The following is a 17,678-nucleotide window of genomic DNA, read 5'->3' on the forward strand; positions in this document are numbered from 1 at the left end:
GAGTCAAAACGCTACTATGCAGGAGAACAGAGGCCTTTATCATGGTGAGAGGCTGTTTTCACCAGCATAGAATATCTCATACAATAAACTACGCCCGAGGCTCTTGAGCCTCGGGCGTAGTTCTATTTAATTGGGGAAGAGATACACGCCGATAAAGAAAATCAGGAGGCTATGAAGTGAACCTACGTTAGCTTGTCATATGGGTAACCATATGATATCAGCAATCAACGTCTTCTTTCCATAGGTTGACTTTTGCCCGGTTCTCAAAGTCCTCTTGCTCCGCGGATGACGCCGGGCGGATTGAGGGCTTTCCACAGTCAGGACATGTCTCCTCAGACGTTCTAAGGAACAGATAGTGGCAATTATCACACGCATATAGCATTAAAATCAGGTCTCGCTTTCGTGGTTACAGTGTAGCACGGAGCGAGGCTTTTTTCAATCTATTGAGGAAGGAGGAAGGCGAGATGAAGTGCCTGCTTAAATATCAATGGGTCAAGCTGCCCCGCAATCAGCTTCCGCCCGGAAAAGGTATCATGGGCGCTTGGGCTCGCCTGGCCTCCCGTGCAGCCTTTCGTAATGGTAAGGCATCCTACTGTGGGCATATCAACAATGTGAGTGCTGGGAGCTGGGTAGGTGGTATTGTCGGCCTCAAGAGTATTCTGGGCATCAAACGGCGACAGAAAGCCTTGGAGGTTATGGATTGCCTTGAGGAATTGGAATACATTTCCTATTCGCTGGATGAAAAGACGAAGAAACTTACCTATCGAGTTACAGACTGGGTCACAAACTGCTCTGGAGAGCCCTGCATGGGCCGTGAGGCGATTTATGCGACGGAGGGGTACGGGATTCCTATGCCTGCCCAAAAACGTCACACAGAGGCTTGTAGAGCGGCATCATCAATTTGGTGAGTCAGACGCATGGCTTGATATCTGGTGCCACACAGTTTGGAAGGAACCGAGCAATGCGTTTTCTCATTTGGCGCCTGCAGTCCAATTCGGGCAGTATGGCGCTGTTTTAACTCTGGAGTCCCTTGGCAGGCGCTGGGGGTGGGAGAAGACGAAGGTCTGGCGCTTTTTTAGAAAACATGCGGATGCCTTCCCGCTATATAAGCTGCCAGGTTCCTTCGGATGTCTGATCCTCAACGCAGCGTATCCGACTGGAGAGAGATTCTCTTTGCCATCCCAGGCGCAAGTAGAACGCATTTTGAATGAAATACGTAAAAAAGGCGGCAATGCGCACGAAAAGCAAGCAAGCGACCACGTCCGCATCTGCAAGCTGGTCGCATGGTACAGCCGTGCTGTTTTGCTGCAGGACCGGGATCTTGCTGCCCCAGCAAAATCGGAGGAAAGCCGCGTTGCATATCAGGATCGCTATATTACGCGCGTGTATTTTTCTCCATGTGAGATTTTAGAGTATGTTAGGGAGGACTGCCAAGGGATTACTCCAGACACGCCAAAACTTGAATTTTTCCACGGAGGCCTGCCACGTGATGGGCCTGTGGATCAGAACGATGGAGGTATCGAATATGGCAGATTTGAAGGCATGCCCTTGTGGTAAGCTGCCGGAACAAAACCATTCCGAAAAAAACGAACTGTTGCGCGACCTGCTGGAGCGCAGAGGGCTTGTAGAGGATCCGAGTATCCCCAACGAGAAAGCGCGGGCAGCCGAACAGGAGCTTCGCCGCAACATGTATCACAATACACAGGTCATGCTCAAGCACTACCGGGATATTGTCTGGGCCCTTGAATGCTTTCCAAAAGAAATTGCCCAGGAACTGGAGCAGCCCCTGAAGGATTTGGACGCCCTGCTCAGCGTGGTGGACACTCAGGTGGCCCTTGGCAATGTGAAGCTGGAGCACCGGCTTCTCAGCATCCGGAAGTCTCGCCTGCTTTTGAACCGGATCAATGACGCATTGACAGTCCTGCGTCACAAGCCGGGCAACGGGGAATTGATGTATAACATCATTTTCCAAACTTTCATCACGCCGGACAAGCCCACGCATTCGGATAACCTTGGAGTTCCGCAATCAGCCCCAGGGCAACCTCATCGTTCACAAACTGTCCAGCGTGGACAAAAGCCCACTGGAGGGGGCACAGTTCAAAATCACCTATGCCGACGGTTCCTACCTGCCAGATGAAAACGGCCAGCTCTCCAGCAATGGCCTGTACTGGACCAATTCCGAGGGCCAGATCGTCCTCTCCGGGATCACGGGCACTGTGATCGCAACGGAGGTACAGGCGCCGTCTGGGTACACCATCGACCCTAATACTCAGAGCCAGACGGTGGTAATCAATCCGGACGATACCCAGGAACTCTATTTTTATAATACGCCGCTGGCAACCCTGACCATCCTGAAGCGGAGCAGCGAGGATCGCCAGCCGTTGGCCGGGGCGGAGTTTTTGGTGACGGATGGCGCAGGCACACCCATTGGCCCCAACAGCGGCCGTTATACCACCAATTCGGACGGTCTGGCGACTGTATCCGGCCTGGAGCCGGGCCAGACGGTGATCGCCCGTGAGGTATCTGCCCCGGATGGCTTCCAGTTAGATGGTACCCCTCAAAGCATTGTTATCCGGGAGGACAGCCCAAACCAGCTTATTTTTGAGAATGCCCCCCTGGGGAACCTGATCATCCACAAACTGGACAGCGTAACCAAGGAGCCTTTGGAGGGCGTCCAGTTCAAAATCACCTATGCCGACGGTAGCTTCGTGGATGCCGAGGGCGGAAAACTGTCCTCCAACGGCCTGTACTGGACCAATTCCGAGGGACAGATCGCCCTCTCCAACGTTACCGGCACACTGGTGGTAACTGAGGTACAGAGCATCGAGGGCTACACCATTGACCCCGACACCCAGAGCCAGACAGTGGTTGTTCGGGCGGATGACACGCAGGAACTGTGGTTCTATAACGATCCGGTGGGTGGGTTGGAACTCATCAAGGTAAACGAGAGCAAGACCTCGGAGCGGATTCCCAACACCACCTTTGAGATCCGTCGGATGGATGACGCCCTCGTGGACACAATCACAACGGATCGCAATGGCAGAGCATTTCTTGCTTTGGAAGACGGCCCGTACTACGCCGTCGAGGTGGAAGCAAATTCCGATTTTATTCTGGACAGTACACCCCACTACTTTGAAATAAAGGGTGGTAACGTATATACGCTGCGTGTCAGCAACGCCGAAAAGTCCGGCATTCTCATTCACAAGGTGGATCAAAATGGCGAGGGCATCTACGGGGTCAAGTTCTTGCTCTACGATGAGAACCGCAACCCCATTGGCGAATTTGTCAGCGACAATAGCGGCTATGTCCACATCACCGCCGATGATCTCCCGGACGGTGCCAACACCAGCGGCCGCTTCTATTTGCGTGAGCTTGAGGTGCCGGATGGCTATATCATAGACACAGAAACCAAAACCGTCTATGTGCGCCCGGGGCACACTGCGGAGGTTGAGTGGGTCAACGCGGCGATCACGGCTCAGATCCAGATTTGGAAAAAGTCCGCCGATGACAATCCCATCAACGGTTTCCCGGCGGGTACCCCTCTGGAGGGTGCGGTCTTTGAGATCTACAACAAGGCCAATGTCCTTGTGGACACCATTGAGAGCAATAGCCGCGGTCTGGCGGTCTCCAAGCCGCTCCCCTTGGGCCGCTATATCATTAAAGAGGTGTCCAGCCCCCAGTTCTATTCGGTCAACAGCGAGGAAGTGACCGTTTACCTGGAGCATGAGGGCCAGATCGTCCAGCTGGAGTGGCTGAACGAGAGCGTCTATACCAACGTCTCCATTGGCAAGAGCGGTTATACACAGGTTGTGCCTGGCCAGGAGATCCGATACACCTTCAAGGACATCGGCAACAATTCCACCGTCCCGCTGAGTAATTTCTACTGGCGCGACACGCTGCCCACGGACGCGGTTCGGCTGGATAAGATCATCACCGGAACCTACTCGGCACGGCTCAACTATAAGATTGTTTACCAGACCAACCTGAACAATACCCAGCGTGTGCTGGCTGACAACCTGAATTCGCAGCAGAATTATACCCTGGATGCCTCTGCGGCGGCACTGGGACTGGCCTCCAACGAGTACGTAACGCAGGTCACCTTCCTCTTCGGGCAGGTTCCCGCCGGCTTCAAGCAGGTGGAGACGCCCTATATCTACTGTGATGTCCTGTCTGGACTGGCCCACGAGTACCGCTTTGCCAACAAATGCGATGTGGGTGGCATGTGGCAGAACCAGTGGATCCAGGCGACCGACCGGTGGGTGACCATCATCTACCGCGGCGGCCCGACCCCGACCCTGCCCCGGACAGGCTATTGATAGCATCCACCTGCGGCGGGGGCGGCGCATTGTCCGCCCCCGCCCTCTTTGAGGAACAAAATCATGTTAGATTGGATTTTCGAGGGCATAGCCAATTGGGTTGCCAGCATCATGACCCAAATCATGGACGCCATCTCCGGCGTGTTCCTCGGCGCCCTGGGCACGGACATGACCGCGATGGAGGAGTACTTCCCCTTTGCGGTCAGCGCCTATACTATCATCCAGTATACGGCCTGGGTGCTGCTCTTCCTGATCGTAGTCTGGCAGCTCTTCCGCGCATTCAGCGGGCCGTTCTCTGAGACGGAGAACCCCCTCGCCCTCGTGGCGCGCGGCACCATTTTCGCAGTCTTGATAGGCTATGCAAAGCCTATTTTCAGCCTTGTCCTGGATATCGCGCGGGCGCCCTATACTGCACTTATGGACGCCTCACTCGACCCGGGCGACTTTACTTTTGCGGGCGTGGAGCAGGCACTCACCAACGGCCTGGCCACCCTGGTTTCTGTAGTAACGGTGGTGGGCCTGATTCTGCTCATCATCCTGATGATCGCGTTGGCCTGGAACTACTTCAAATTGCTGCTGGAGGCGGTAGAGCGGTATGTCCTGGTGGGTGTGCTCTGCTATACCTCTCCGCTTGCTTATGCGATGGGGGCATCGAAGGCCACCTCCCGCGTGTTCCAGAGCTGGTGCCGTATGGTCGGCTCCCAGCTTCTGCTGCTGGTACTCAATGTCTGGTTCCTCCGCGCATTCAACTCATCAGTGGGCCAGTACATCGCCAACAGAGGTGCGCTGACCACCGGGCAGGGCAACATCTTTCTCTGGTTCTTCTGCGCGTTGGCCCTTCTGAAGATTGCCCAGAAATGCGACAGCTACCTGGCGGCCATGGGATTGTCCGTAGCGCAGACAGGGAGCAGCATGGGCATGGAGATGCTGATGGCCGCCCGGACGCTGACCGGATTTGCCAAAGGCGGTGGAAACGCGGCCTCGGTGTTCGGTGGGGCGGCAAAGGCCGGTACAGGTGCGGCGACAGGTGCCGCAGGCGGTGCAGCTTCTTCTGGCGGCATCCTGTCTGGATTCTTGAGTCGATATAAGCCTAACAGCTTTGTGCGTGATGCCGTTGTAGACGGCGGAAGCCGGATGGGTGCAGGCGGCGGCGTAGGATTTGTCGGCCGGGTGTTTGGCGGTATGGCGGCGCGCAACGGCGCTACATTGACCCCAGACTCGGTTGCCTCCGTAGCCACCCGTCCCCCCAACGTCTCCGGCACCATTGCTGGCGAAATTGCAGACCGCAGTCTGAAGGGATATCTGCCCCACTTGGGCAATGGAGCGGCGGCCAACATGACCTATTCCGGCACTCAGATTACTGGCGGCCGCATCACCACCACCGCTACCACCCAAGACGGCCAGCAGGCCAAGGTAGACCTCTACCACGCTACGCAGCATGAGAGACCCAGCACCCCGTACACGGTGGTCACTGCGGCCGATGGGAGCCAGTGGTACCAGGTAGCTTCTGGCAATGGGATGGGCGCTTTTTACGCCACACCCGTATTTACCGGCGATGTATCCGAGGCCGCCCAGGTCGCAGAGGCTTTTCCAAATGCGCCGGAGGGCACACAGCTGCGCCAGGTGGAGGAGGGTACCATGGAGGCATCCTACGCGAACGGCAGCAATTCCCTCTGGTACAGCAGTGCATATTTCCAGGAGCCGGATGCGCCGCATGAGGTGATCCAGGGCGCAGACGGTCTGGACTGGTACGCTATGACACCGGCGGCCGCTGTCCCGCCGTTTGATCCCCAGACGCCGGCTGACGGTTCCGGGCCCGCCGCACAGTACAATCAGGCGGTGTTTACACAGTTCATGCCCGGCTTTGACCGGCCAGTGGTCTCCGTGGACAGCTCCAGAGCTGGTGACGGCATCCTGGAGGTGCGGCATGAGGACGGCGGCGGTACAGCTTTCTACGACCGAACGGTGTTTCAACCACCGCGCGGCGATTATCGTGTGTATGAGGACAGCGCGGGCAGCCAATGGTACGCTATCCCCGGCACTCCGGCGGTGGAGCGCCGGCCGGTCTATGAGGACGGGAAAGCGGTCTATGACGGGGACACGCTGCGGACGGTCAATGTGGAGACCATCCGCTATAAAGCCACGCCCACTCGGTATACAGAGCCTCAGAAGCGGCCGGTCAACGAACGGAAACCGCCAAACAGAAAGAAACCTTGATTTTCGGGCAGGCACATTCCCAAACGGGTGTGTGCCTGCCCTCTATTTTAGCATAAGAGAGGTGATCACCATGTCCGATGAACAGCGATTTGGCGATGGCCAGGACAATTACCTGCAGGGGATGCGGCAGGCGGCAGAGGCGGTGCGGCAGTTCGGCTCCGCAGCCGGTGCTGCAGGCGCGGCCGGAACTGCTGCGGGAGAAGCGGCAGCCAACGCCGCTGCGGCCACCGTGCAGGCCGGTGTGGAGGGCGGAAAGGCCGCGGCTGGTATTGCCGCCGGGGCGGCGGTGGGCGGCCCGTGGGGGGCCATCCTGTCCGCCGCATGGTCCCTTCGCAACACGCTCTTCAAGGTCCTCATTTTCCTCTGCCTGCTCCTGCTGTTCATTATCATTGCCGTGGTCTCCCTGCCATCCATTGTCTTCAACAACATCTTCCGCACCGATCCGGCTACGGTCGATCCCAACGGCCCCACGGAGGTGACGGCAAGTTTTGACGATATGTCGGCAGTGGTCTCCGACTGCATTCAGGCCGGTTACGATGCCGCGCTGGCTGAGGTGGATCAGATCATTGCGGACGGCGGCTATGACCATGACCTGTCCATGCAGGCCCTGGTCAACAACGCGCTGGTCTCCAGTGAGTACGATACCTGCTATGTCCTGGCGGCCTACTCCGCCTCCATGGTACAGCGGGGCACCACAAAGGCAGATCTCCAGAACAAGCTCAACGCGGTTGCCGACCAGATGTATGCCGTCACCTATGAAGTGAAGCAGGCCCAGGTCACGGTGGAGACCGATGACGGGCCGGAGATGCAGACGGTGGACTATGTGGCCTGCACTATCCACCCATTCGACCAGTCGGTCATCCTGACCGCGTTTGGCGTGGACACCGGTGCACAGTATGACCAGTTCCAGGTCACCTACGGGGAAGCGATCCTCGACATGTCCAACTCGCTGAAGATGACCATGTATGGAACAACCAGTGACGGCAGCGTACCGCCCATCAGCGATGCGGAGCTGAACCTATTCCTGGCCAGCTTGGACTGTAGCGGAAAGCGCAAAGAGCTGATGCGCTGCGCACTGTCCCTGGTGGGCCGCGTCCCGTATTTTTGGGGCGGGAAAAGCGCCCCGGGCTGGAACAGCGATTGGAACACCCCGCGCCTGGTGACTGCGGCGGGTTCCAGCAGCACCGGTACCATCCGCCCCTACGGGCTTGACTGCTCGGGATTCACGGAGTGGGTGTATCAGACAGCTCTGGGTGTGACATTGTACGATGGAACCTGGAACCAGTGGGACGCTACCCACGCCATCACCAAGGAGGAACTGTTGCCCGGCGATCTGGGCTTCATGGCTGTGCCCGGCACAGTCCCGGTCAACCACGTGCTGCTCTATGCAGGCGAGGACGCCGACGGCAATATGCTCTGGGTCCACTGCGCCAGCGGCACCGGCGTGGTGCTCAATTCACCCGACTATGTGACGCAGTACCGGCGCAGGAACGACATCGACCTGGAGGGCGATTTGGCCCCGGCCGTGAGCGCAGCAGAGGAGGCGGGAGCCGATGGATGACAGGGAGTACAGCAATGTCTACACCATTCCGCCCAATTATACCGACTCCGGCAAGCTGCTGGGCGGCATGCTGGAGACCCGCAACACAGCAGAGGCGGTCATTCTGCTCCTGCTCGTGGGTTATCCGGAGCTGATGTGGCTCCATATCCCGGCCACAGCCAAGGTCGTGGTCATGACCATGACCCTGCTGCCTCTGGGAGTCTTCGCCCTGATGGGGCTGGGCGGCGACTCGCTGCTCCAGTTCGTCACCCGTATGTTCCTGTTCTGGATACGGCGCCGCCGGCTTCATTTCAGGAGGATAGGATATCACTATGGCACAACAAATACGCGCAGGAAACGCACGCCTCCGAACGGATCCAGGCCGCCGGCCAAAGGCGGCCGAGCACCTGGAGTTCGTTCAGGACTACATCCCAATCAAAGAACTCCGAAACGGCATCGTTGAGACCACCGATGGCCGGTATATCAAAATCCTGGAGATTGAGCCCATCAACTTCCTGCTCCGCTCCAATGAGGAGCAGTGGGGCATCATCTCCACTTTCGCCAGTTGGCTGAAGATCTCTCCCATGCGCCTACAGTTCAAGTCGGTTACCCGCAAGGCGGATTCCGACAAGTACTTGGGCGGTCTGGAGGCGGACATCGAACAGGACGATGTCCCGGCCTGCCGTGAACTGGGCCGGGGCACCATTCGGTTCATCCGGGAGGAGGGCAGCCGGGAAGCGCTGACGCGCCGGTTCTTCCTCATATTCCAGTATGAGGCCGCGCACCGCCAGTCGGAGAACGACTACGGCGAGGTCTATGCCGCCCTGCAGACGGCGGCGCAGAACGCCAGGGCCTATTTCGCGCAGTGCGGCAACAGCATCGTGCAGCCCAAGGACGAGGACGCCTTTGTGGCTGAGATCCTATACATGTACTTCAACCGCCGCTCCTGCGTGGATGACCCCTTCCAGAACCGGCTCAACCGCGTGGTAGTAGACGCCATGGCGGCAAAAAAGCGGGTCGTTGGCATCGACCCGGTGCCTAAAATCCAGACAGTCAACTTCGTGGCGCCCCGCGGCCTCGACCTGACCCACCCCGGCTATCTGATCATGGACGGGATCTACTACACCTACCTATACATACGCAAAAACGGCTTCCCTCAGCAGGTGCGGGGCGGCTGGATGTCCTCGCTCATCAACGCGGGCGAGGGCGTGGATGTGGATTTGCATCTGCGCCGCGAGATCCGCGGCAAGACCATTGACCGAGTTGCCCAGCGCATCCGTCTTAACCGCACAAAACTGCGGGAACTGCAGGACACTTCAACTGACTACGAGGAACTGGCCGGTTCCATCCAAGCCGGCTATTCCATTAAGCAGGGGCTCTCCAGCCGGAATGAGGATCTGTTCTATATGACGGTGATCATCACCGTGTCCGCCCCCACCTATGAGGAACTGCTGTGGCGCAAACAGCAGATGACCGACCTGATGAAGTCCATGGACATCCAGGTGGGCGACTGCCTGTTCCAGCAGGAGGCTGCGCTGCGCTCCACCATGCCGTTTCTCTATATCGATCCCAGCCTGGAGCGGAAAGCCAAGCGCAATGTGCTCACATCCGGCGCAGCCTCCACCTACATGTTCACCAGCTTCGAGCTCTCCGATGACAATGGCATCCTGTTGGGCCTCAACCGGCACAACAACTCGCTGTGCATCGTGGACCCGTTCAATACCAAGGTCAATAAGAACGCCAACTTCACCATCTGCGGAACCTCGGGCGCTGGTAAGACCTTTACCATGCAGGTGATGGCGTTGAGGTTAAGGATGCGCGGCGTCCAGTGCTTTATCCTGGCGCCTCTCAAGGGTCATGAGTTCAAGCGTGCCTGCCACAAGATTGGAGGCACCTATATCAAGCTGGCGCCCGGCTCCAGCGCCTGTATCAATGTCATGGAGATCCGTCCCACTTTGACGCCAGAGATGGAGCTGATCGATGAGATGGATTACAGTGACATCGACTCCATGCTGGCCAGGAAGATCCAGCAGCTGATGATTTTCTTCTCTCTCCTGATTCCTGATATGTCCAATGAAGAGGAGCAGATGCTGGATGAGGCCCTGGTCAAGACTTACGCCAAATTCGGCATCACCCACGATAACAGCTCTGTCTATGAAGATCAGGCCGGCGGGAAGATCAAGACTATGCCAATTCTGGGCGACCTCTATGAGATCCTCAAGGAGAACCCGCTGACCACCCGCCTGGCCACTATCGTCAGCCGTTTCGTCACCGGCAGCGCCCAGAGCTTTAATCGCCAGACGAACATCGATTTGCGAAATCGCTACGTTGTCCTGGACATCTCCGAACTCAAGGGAAAGCTGCTCCCTGTGGGTATGATGATCGCGCTGGACTATGTGTGGGACCAGGTGAAGGCCGACCGCACCAAAAAGAAGATGGTATTTATCGACGAGATATGGAAACTCATCGGCGGTTCGGCAAATAAGCAGGCGGCCGAGTTCTGTTTGGAGATTTTCAAGATCATCCGCGGCTATGGCGGAGGCGCTGTTGCAGCCACACAGGACTTGTCCGACTTCTTCGGGCTGGAGGATGGCCGCTACGGAAGGTCCATTCTCAACAACTCCAAGACAAAGATCATCCTGAACTTGGAGCCGGACGAGGCAGAGTACGTCAAGGATGTCCTGAAACTGACCCGCACCGAGATCCGCAGCATCACCCAGTTCGAACGCGGCGAGGCACTGATATCCAGCAACAGCAATAAAGTTCCGGTCATTATCAAGGCCTCCCGCGAAGAGCAGCAGATGATCACCACCGACCGGGCTGAACTGGAAGCCATGCTGAATGAATTGAAAGCTGTGGCCGATGCAGCCGATTCGGCCCAGGTCCCGTCCGAAACAGAAAAGGAGATGGAGTGCGGAACCGCACCAGAACCGGCGGATAGCCCAAATGAGAGCTGAGTCCTCACATTGGGTGATAACACAAATAAACCAAGGAGGTCAGAACTATGTGTTTCCCACTTCCCCTGTCTCCCGCTGAACTGGCACACTGCCGCCGTACTGCGGCACTGTCTCAGCTGCTGGCAGGGCTGGCTGATTGCTCAGAACCCGAGGTCAGGACGATTACCCAGTCCGCGTTTGTCCATGACATCGGCAAGGCAGCGATTCCGCCCTCTATCCTGTATAAGCCCGGCCCGCTGTCTTCGGACGAGCGGAAGATTATCCAGACCCACACCGCTATCGGCGCCCAGACCCTTACCCGAACCCACGGCACAATGCGAACCGCTGCTGTTGTAGCACTGCAGCACCATGAGCGGTTGGACGGCAGCGGTTACTTGGGCCTGCGGAGCAGTGAGATTCACCCCCATGCCAGGCTGGTTGCTGTTGCTGATGTTTTCGACGCCCTGATTTTCCCCCGTGCCTACAAGCAACCCTGGGGCATCTCCCGCATACGCACCTATTTGACCGAGCAGGCCGATGTAGAGCTGGACGGTGACATCGTCAGACTTCTGCTGGACCACATGGAACAGGTGCTGGCTCTTTATCCGGGCGAAATACGCATAAACAGGGCAATACATATTCAAGGAAATTATACGCATAGAGGAAGGAGGAACCTCCATCCATGCTTTTACAAGAGGAACAGTACATCATTCACTGGCTGACGGAGTATGGGGCGCTGACCAAAACACAAATCATCAGGCTCCTGAAGGACAAGCCGCCCCAGACAGCGGAGAAGATCATCCGAGGTCTAAAGCGGAATGTCATGCTCCACGAGATCTCAGGAGGCTACTATCTGGGAGTGGACCCCATGTGCCAGCCGGACCAGCGTATGATCCTCGCGGTATGGGTACTTCTGCAGTTTATCGACAAGGTGGATCCTATGGCGCACTACCCCGCCACCTATCCGTCTCAGATTTTCTTCCTCAAGGAGGATATGGGCTACGAAATTGTTGTCCTCTATGAGGGAGAGCAGCACCTGACTCGTCTGCTTCAGCCCCAGGAGGATCTGCGGTATATCTTCGTCCTGCCCCATATCCGAATGGCGCAGGAGCTGGTGCTTCCCTCAGTGCCTTGTCTGTTCGCCACCGTGGACTACAATGGGCAGGAGGTGCCCGAAGTGCGGTTTTTCACAGAGGAAAGGGGGAATCGGAGTGCCGCAGTCTGATTTCAACCGGGCCCTGGATGGGGCCGAGCGCCGGCTGGAGCGCGCTGCAGGCGCGCTGGCCCGCACCCGCCGTCTGCTGGAGCAGGGCGATATGGCAGGAACATTTGGCTCCGCCTTTGCCTTCTCGGCAGAGGCGGAGAAGCTGACCCTGCTGGCCAGGACGCTTCCGGCCTATACAGGCCATCCCAAAGCGGCGGAACTCACTGAGCGCATGCTGCAGGAGACCATCCCGGTGGAGATGGGTTATGCCGGGCGCGGCTGGTTCCGGCTGCAATTTCCGGCACTGCTGCCCAAGAAGGAGTCTGGATCTCCCGTCTACATCCAGCAATACCTCTATCCCGCCCTGCGCCGGTACTTCGAGGGGAAGCCGCCGGCGCTGTACCAGCGATGCGTACTGGCCTACCGGCATGTGTACTGCCGTGACCGGCCGGAGCGCGCCTATCGTGACCACGACAACATTGAGGTCAATATGGTGACCGATATCATCACGCTGTACCTGCTCCCGGATGACGCGCCAACCCACTGTTCCCACTACTACTGCAGCGCCGCCGGGCCGGAGGACAGAACCGAGGTCTATGTGATTCCCGCAAGCAGGTTCCCCATGTGGCTTGAGGCGGAGCAGGCAGACGATTTGGAGGATGAAACGCTGTATGAAACGAGCAAAATATGGCGCTAAAAAAATACGGGATTTTGAGCCCGTTTTCACGCCCCATTTCCACGCAAATCCGAAGCGCCGGAAAATTCCTGAAAAATCAGGCGTTCCCCGCCGCGACCGGGAGCCGTTTTGCGGCAAAGAGAGGAACAGCCATGCCTTAAAATCGGAAGGCACCGGGCAGTCCAGATGATTACGCTGCGGTCGGGCAGTCATGCGTACCGACTGCTGTTGGTGCTGGCTGTCACCGGGGAATACCCTATGCGCTCCCTGCACCTGTTGGGCAGCAGCCGGACGCTGGAGGATACGGTCAGGCGGTTGGAGAATGTGCAGCGTTTTCGCTTACCCTCTGGGGCAGACCTTGGCTCCTGTAAAATGCTCACCACAAGCGGAAGGGGCGACCGGCGGACCATCCGTCTGTATAAGGGTGCGCTTCCACTCCTGCAGGCCATCCACCCGGCAGCCCTTGCACACTATATGCTCCTCACCGGCGGACACCGCTTTTCCGGAAGTGCGGGACATGTGGAGCGTAACCACCGAGTTGCCGAGTCGGTGGCGATATGTCTGACGGCCGGTGTGGAGATGCGCGCCTTTCTGCTGCCTCCGCTCCAGAAACGGACAATCCGTCAGGTCGTACCCGATTATGCCTGCTTTTACCCGGCCAGATTCGTCAAGCAGCTGGACCACACGGAGATGAGCAAGACCATCTTCACGCGGGTCACGGGTGCGATCTTCACACCCGGCTATTGCTACGCCGTCTACAACACGAGGAACACGGTCATGCGGTGGAGCGGTATGGGCGAGTTCAAAACCGCCCGACACCTGGAGGAGTTGACTCGCATGAATGCGGGCCAAGCCCGGGCAGACCATGCTCTCCTGCTTGGGGAGCGAATGGAGCTGGCCCTGCAGACCCTGCTGGAGTCCGACAGAAGCAAGCGCATGGAGCTGCGCTTTGACCGCATTTATCCTCATGTGCATTTCATCCCGATGACCGAGCACGGCGTTCGGCTCATGAGAATCCTGACGCTCCCAGACTGGAAGGAACAAGTACTGTCCGCGGTGTTCCCGGAGGAGATGCGGGCCGCGCGGCCGGGCGTGATGGAATACGACGCTCAGAACGGGGATACCCTCATTCTCTCCCATCTGGACGGCGACATCGCTAGGCTGGTGCGGGTGCGGCAGGCGCTGGAGCACAGTGACGCGCCGTATGAGATCCTGTGCTACCCCTGGCAGAGCCAGTTTGTGAATGGATATATGGGTGGCCGAGCGCAGTTGCGTGAGGTTCCCATGTCCGATTTGGAGTTTGCGATGGGTCTCGGGCTGCCGGAGGAGAATGACCTACGAAGGAGATGATGCGATGCAATCCAAATATGTCCGAATCGCCGGGATCATACTGGCCATCCTGCTCGGTGCGGCGGCGCTGCTCTATCTGGGCGGGCTGGTCAGCCAGGTATATCTCGGCTACCAGCAGTGGCTGACGGACAGAGGACTCGCCGGCAACGCCACCATGACGCCCGTTCTCTTTTCACCCTTGGTGTGCTGGCGCAGCGCCCTGACCATAAACGGCCTGATATGCACACTCTTTTTGGCGGTGCTGGCCGGCGGCCTGTATCTCTTTCTCCGACTCCAGGATCGCTTCAGAAGCAAGGACTATGATCCCCGCAACTTTACCCGCAGCAAGCGGGGCACCTATGGCACATCCGGTTGGATGAGCGACAAGGAGATGAGGTCGGTCCTGGAGGTGGCCAGTGTTGCAAAGGCCCGGGGGATCATCCTTGGAAAAACAGAGCAGGGCTCCGTCATCTGCCTGCCGGAGGACACGCGGCTCAACAAGCACATCGCTGTATTCGGTGCCAGCGGAACTATGAAGTCCAGAGGCGTGATCCGCCCAGCGATCTTCCAGAGCATCCGGCGCGGTGAGTCGGTGATCGTGTCGGATCCAAAGTCGGAAATGTACGCCGACACAGCGGAGCTGTTCCGAAAGCGCGGCTACACCGTCCGGGTCTACAATCTGCTCAATCCAGAATGGGGCGATTCCTGGAACTGTATGTTTGATCTGGGCGGCGACACTCTGATGGCTCAGGTGCTGACCGATGTGATCATTGCCAACACCAAGGGGGATGGCAAGGGAGATCACTTCTGGGATAGTGCGACTCGTTCGCTGGCGGTAAAAAGTCAGCGGACAAACAACAAATAGCGTTGTTTGGATAACTGGTAATTCGACAGGTGGAATGACGGGGTAACGCCCTGAAACGCCTGCCCTCGGTGGGCGTGCGTCGGCTGCAAATCCGGTGTACGAAGCCCCACGACAACGGCTGAGAGCAACCGTAACCGCCGCCAACGGTGGCCGAAAGCGGTCTGGAGGCAGACTGTGTTGCCTATAGGCCAAGGGTCTATAAAATACCCATGGTTAGAATGTTCGCCGTAGCGGGCGGACTGACGAATCCGCGAATGTACGGGTCTATAAGAAGACCATATAGAAATGTATGGGTGCGTTCAAGCGCAGCCGGTGTGGTTTAGTAGAAATTGTCCCTACGAACGACCATGTTGTGTTACAGGCACATCCCAGCCGGCAGGCTCATAGCGGAAACCTAAAGGTATAGATGCACAAATAGAATTACCGGAACGAGGAAAGGCAGCGGCTTTCGTAAGAAAGAACCCGGCGAAGAACAATAAGCGGGTGAACCGCTGCTGAAAAGTAGTGATCGAACCGAAGAAGTCCCTGTAATGAGGATGGAGGAATGGTCACAAGTCGAATTGTGGAAACAGGCATTATTCAATCCAATCATAAGGATTCGAGTAAGACCAAAAGGGTCACTTTTCCAAATTGGAGGTGATGCCTTATGCCAAAAGAAAGGAAAAAAGTCCTGTGTATGGACGCCCAGCGGCACGCCGAGTATTACGGTATGCAGCGGACATTTGACAAACTGTACGCCAAAAGCAAAGCCGGAGAAACTTTCACCGGCCTGATGGAACTGGTATTAAGCCCGGACAACATCATGCTGGCCTACAGGAATATCAAGGCCAACACAGGCAGCTACACAGCAGGAACAGATAAGCAGAATATCGGTGACATCGGACGGCTTCCACCGGCTGAGGTCATCGGTAAGGTCAGAAAAATCGTCACAGGCAGCGAACACGGCTACCGTCCCAAACCAGTGCGCCGGAAAGACATTCCAAAGCCAAACGGCAAAACCAGGCCGCTGGGTATCCCCTGCATCTGGGACAGATTGGTGCAGCAATGCATCAAACAAATCTTGGAGTCCATCTGTGAGGCAAAGTTTAGCAACAACAGCTATGGGTTCCGCCCGAATCGGTCAGTGGAGCACGCAATTTCCCGTACTTACTCCCTGCTGCAACGGGCGCATTTACACTATGTTTTGGAGTTTGACATCAAAGGATTCTTTGACAATGTGAACCACAGCAAGCTCATCAAGCAGCTCTGGGCGCTGGGCATCCAGGACAAACAGCTTCTGTTTGTCCTCAGGCGTATCCTGAAGGCTCCTATCCGTATGCCGGACGGCAGCACCGTTTACCCGACAAAGGGAACGCCCCAGGGCGGAATCATTTCCCCGCTGCTGGCCAATGTGGTACTCAATGAACTGGATCACTGGATCGACAGCCAATGGACGGAACACCCCGTGGCAAACCGCTACGGAACATGGCGCACCATCCGCACCTCCGAGGTCTTTGACAAGAGCAAGGGCTACCAGAAAATGCGGAATAGCAATCTCAAAGAAATGTTCATTGTGCGCTATGCGGATGACTTCCGTATCTTCTGCCGGAACCGAGAGGACGCGAAGAAGACCATGGAAGCTGTCACAAGGTGGATTACCGAACGGTTGAAGTTGGAGGTCTCCCCGGAGAAAACACGCATTGTCAATGTGCGAAAGCGTTACTCCGAGTTTCTCGGCTTCAAAATCATGGTGTACCGCAAGGGTGGAAAATATGTCGTGAAGTCCCATATCTGTGACAAAAAGCTACAGTTGGAAGAAAGCAAGCTCGGAGAGCAGGCAAAGCGCATTGTAAAGCCAGCCCAAGGGCGAACGCAGTCAGAGGAAATCGGCCTGTTTGACGAAATGGTGTTGGGCATCCAGAACTACTACAGGATTGCTACCTGCATCAGTCTGGACTGCCGGAAAATCCACCGCAGAGTCATGACAGTGCTGACCAACCGTCTGAACACGGAAAGCGGCTGTCAGCTTGTCCGGGAGGGCGGTGCCATGACGGACAGCGAAAAGGAGCGTTTCGGCGCTTCTCAAATGGTGCGGTATGTGTCTGGTATCAACCGGCCAATCTATCCCATTGCGTTCATCAAGTATAAAACCGCAATCGGAATCAGCGCCGCTGTCTGCTGCTTTTCTCCAACGGGTCGGAAGAAGATACACGATAATCTGGAGATGGATACGACCCTGTTTGCATATCTGCGGGAACATCCGCCAAAGGGCCACAGCCTGGAATATGCTGATTGCAGGCTTTCCCTGCTGTCTGCCCAGAAGGGCAAGTGCGCCATTAGCAGCGAATGTTTCTTGCAGCCGGACAGCATCGTGTGTCACATGAAAGTCCCAAAGGAGCAAGGCGGACAGGAGCGATACAGCAATCTGGTGCTGCTTCATAGGCGGTATCTCCCTTTGCTGACCAACCAGGACGCTGCCGCTCTCAAGAGTATCTGTAAACAACTGACTGTAACAAGAAAACAACTGACCGAAATCAACAATCTGCGTACTGCCGCAAAATTAGCGGCAATCTGAACAACTTTCTATTGGTGATTGATTAAATGCCTGATAACACA

Annotated in this window: 15 protein-coding genes; 14 read left to right on the forward strand and 1 reads right to left on the reverse strand. The window is 56.9% G+C overall.

The features are described 5' to 3' along the window. Window positions 1–464 precede the first annotated feature (464 nt). The 8 genes from B5E42_RS19390 (at window position 465) to B5E42_RS01060 (ending at window position 11,030) form a co-directional block, all read left to right on the forward strand. Entirely contained in the window at window positions 465–908 is a 444-nt protein-coding gene (locus B5E42_RS19390; RefSeq protein WP_242966966.1) for a hypothetical protein, read from the forward strand. A 67-nt stretch (window positions 909–975) separates the two neighbouring features. Next, the gene (locus tag B5E42_RS19395) at window positions 976–1,557 is read left to right on the forward strand and encodes a hypothetical protein (RefSeq protein ID WP_242966967.1); all 582 of its coding nucleotides are present in this window, start codon (window positions 976–978) and stop codon (window positions 1,555–1,557) included. Next, window positions 1,526–2,137, forward strand: coding sequence for a hypothetical protein (locus B5E42_RS01040; protein WP_242966968.1), 612 nt, complete (start codon window positions 1,526–1,528; stop codon window positions 2,135–2,137). The genes B5E42_RS19395 and B5E42_RS01040 overlap by 32 nt, the downstream gene beginning before the upstream one ends. After that, the gene (locus B5E42_RS01045; RefSeq protein WP_087236041.1) at window positions 2,067–4,316 is read left to right on the forward strand and encodes a SpaA isopeptide-forming pilin-related protein; all 2,250 of its coding nucleotides are present in this window, start codon (window positions 2,067–2,069) and stop codon (window positions 4,314–4,316) included. Before B5E42_RS01040 ends, B5E42_RS01045 begins: the two co-directional genes overlap by 71 nt. Before the next feature lie 63 nt (window positions 4,317–4,379). After that, window positions 4,380–6,533 (forward strand): hypothetical protein, encoded by a 2,154-nt coding sequence (locus B5E42_RS01050; protein WP_087236042.1) that lies wholly within the window; start codon window positions 4,380–4,382, stop codon window positions 6,531–6,533. A 70-nt stretch (window positions 6,534–6,603) separates the two neighbouring features. Beyond that, window positions 6,604–8,094 (forward strand): NlpC/P60 family protein, encoded by a 1,491-nt coding sequence (locus tag B5E42_RS01055; protein WP_204244359.1) that lies wholly within the window; start codon window positions 6,604–6,606, stop codon window positions 8,092–8,094. After that, entirely contained in the window at window positions 8,087–8,536 is a 450-nt protein-coding gene (locus B5E42_RS19400; protein ID WP_242966969.1) for a hypothetical protein, read from the forward strand. Before B5E42_RS01055 ends, B5E42_RS19400 begins: the two co-directional genes overlap by 8 nt. Window positions 8,537–8,657: 121 nt before the next feature. Beyond that, entirely contained in the window at window positions 8,658–11,030 is a 2,373-nt protein-coding gene (locus tag B5E42_RS01060; protein WP_343214170.1) for a hypothetical protein, read from the forward strand. A gap of 140 nt (window positions 11,031–11,170) precedes the next feature. On the opposite strand, the gene B5E42_RS19405 is transcribed toward B5E42_RS01060, so the two are convergent. After that, a complete protein-coding gene (locus B5E42_RS19405; protein WP_242966970.1) occupies window positions 11,171–11,668 on the reverse strand; it encodes a hypothetical protein in 498 nt (165 codons plus the stop codon). A 23-nt stretch (window positions 11,669–11,691) separates the two neighbouring features. Here B5E42_RS19405 and B5E42_RS01070 point away from each other — a divergent pair, with 23 nt between their 5' ends. The 6 genes from B5E42_RS01070 (at window position 11,692) to ltrA (ending at window position 17,637) form a co-directional block, all read left to right on the forward strand. Next, window positions 11,692–12,234, forward strand: a complete 543-nt coding sequence (locus tag B5E42_RS01070; protein WP_087236049.1) for a DUF5697 family protein — start codon at window positions 11,692–11,694, stop codon at window positions 12,232–12,234. Further along, complete coding sequence (locus B5E42_RS01075; protein WP_087236051.1) at window positions 12,221–12,910, forward strand: DUF6100 family protein; 690 nt, start codon at window positions 12,221–12,223, stop codon at window positions 12,908–12,910. Before B5E42_RS01070 ends, B5E42_RS01075 begins: the two co-directional genes overlap by 14 nt. Beyond that, complete coding sequence (locus B5E42_RS18580) at window positions 12,885–13,079, forward strand: hypothetical protein (RefSeq protein WP_141242415.1); 195 nt, start codon at window positions 12,885–12,887, stop codon at window positions 13,077–13,079. Before B5E42_RS01075 ends, B5E42_RS18580 begins: the two co-directional genes overlap by 26 nt. Before the next feature lie 647 nt (window positions 13,080–13,726). Further along, window positions 13,727–14,239 (forward strand): hypothetical protein, encoded by a 513-nt coding sequence (locus B5E42_RS19410; protein ID WP_242966971.1) that lies wholly within the window; start codon window positions 13,727–13,729, stop codon window positions 14,237–14,239. Window positions 14,240–14,243: 4 nt separating this feature from the next. Then, entirely contained in the window at window positions 14,244–15,083 is an 840-nt protein-coding gene (locus B5E42_RS01085; RefSeq protein WP_242966972.1) for a type IV secretory system conjugative DNA transfer family protein, read from the forward strand. A gap of 646 nt (window positions 15,084–15,729) precedes the next feature. Further along, window positions 15,730–17,637: a group II intron reverse transcriptase/maturase gene (gene ltrA / locus B5E42_RS01095; protein ID WP_087236057.1), complete on the forward strand. Its 1,908-nt coding sequence runs from the start codon at window positions 15,730–15,732 to the stop codon at window positions 17,635–17,637. Window positions 17,638–17,678: the final 41 nt, after the last annotated feature.

Origin of the sequence: Flavonifractor sp. An10 (assembly GCF_002161215.1) — a bacterium.
Classification (GTDB): Bacteria; Bacillota; Clostridia; order Oscillospirales; family Oscillospiraceae; genus Flavonifractor; species Flavonifractor avistercoris.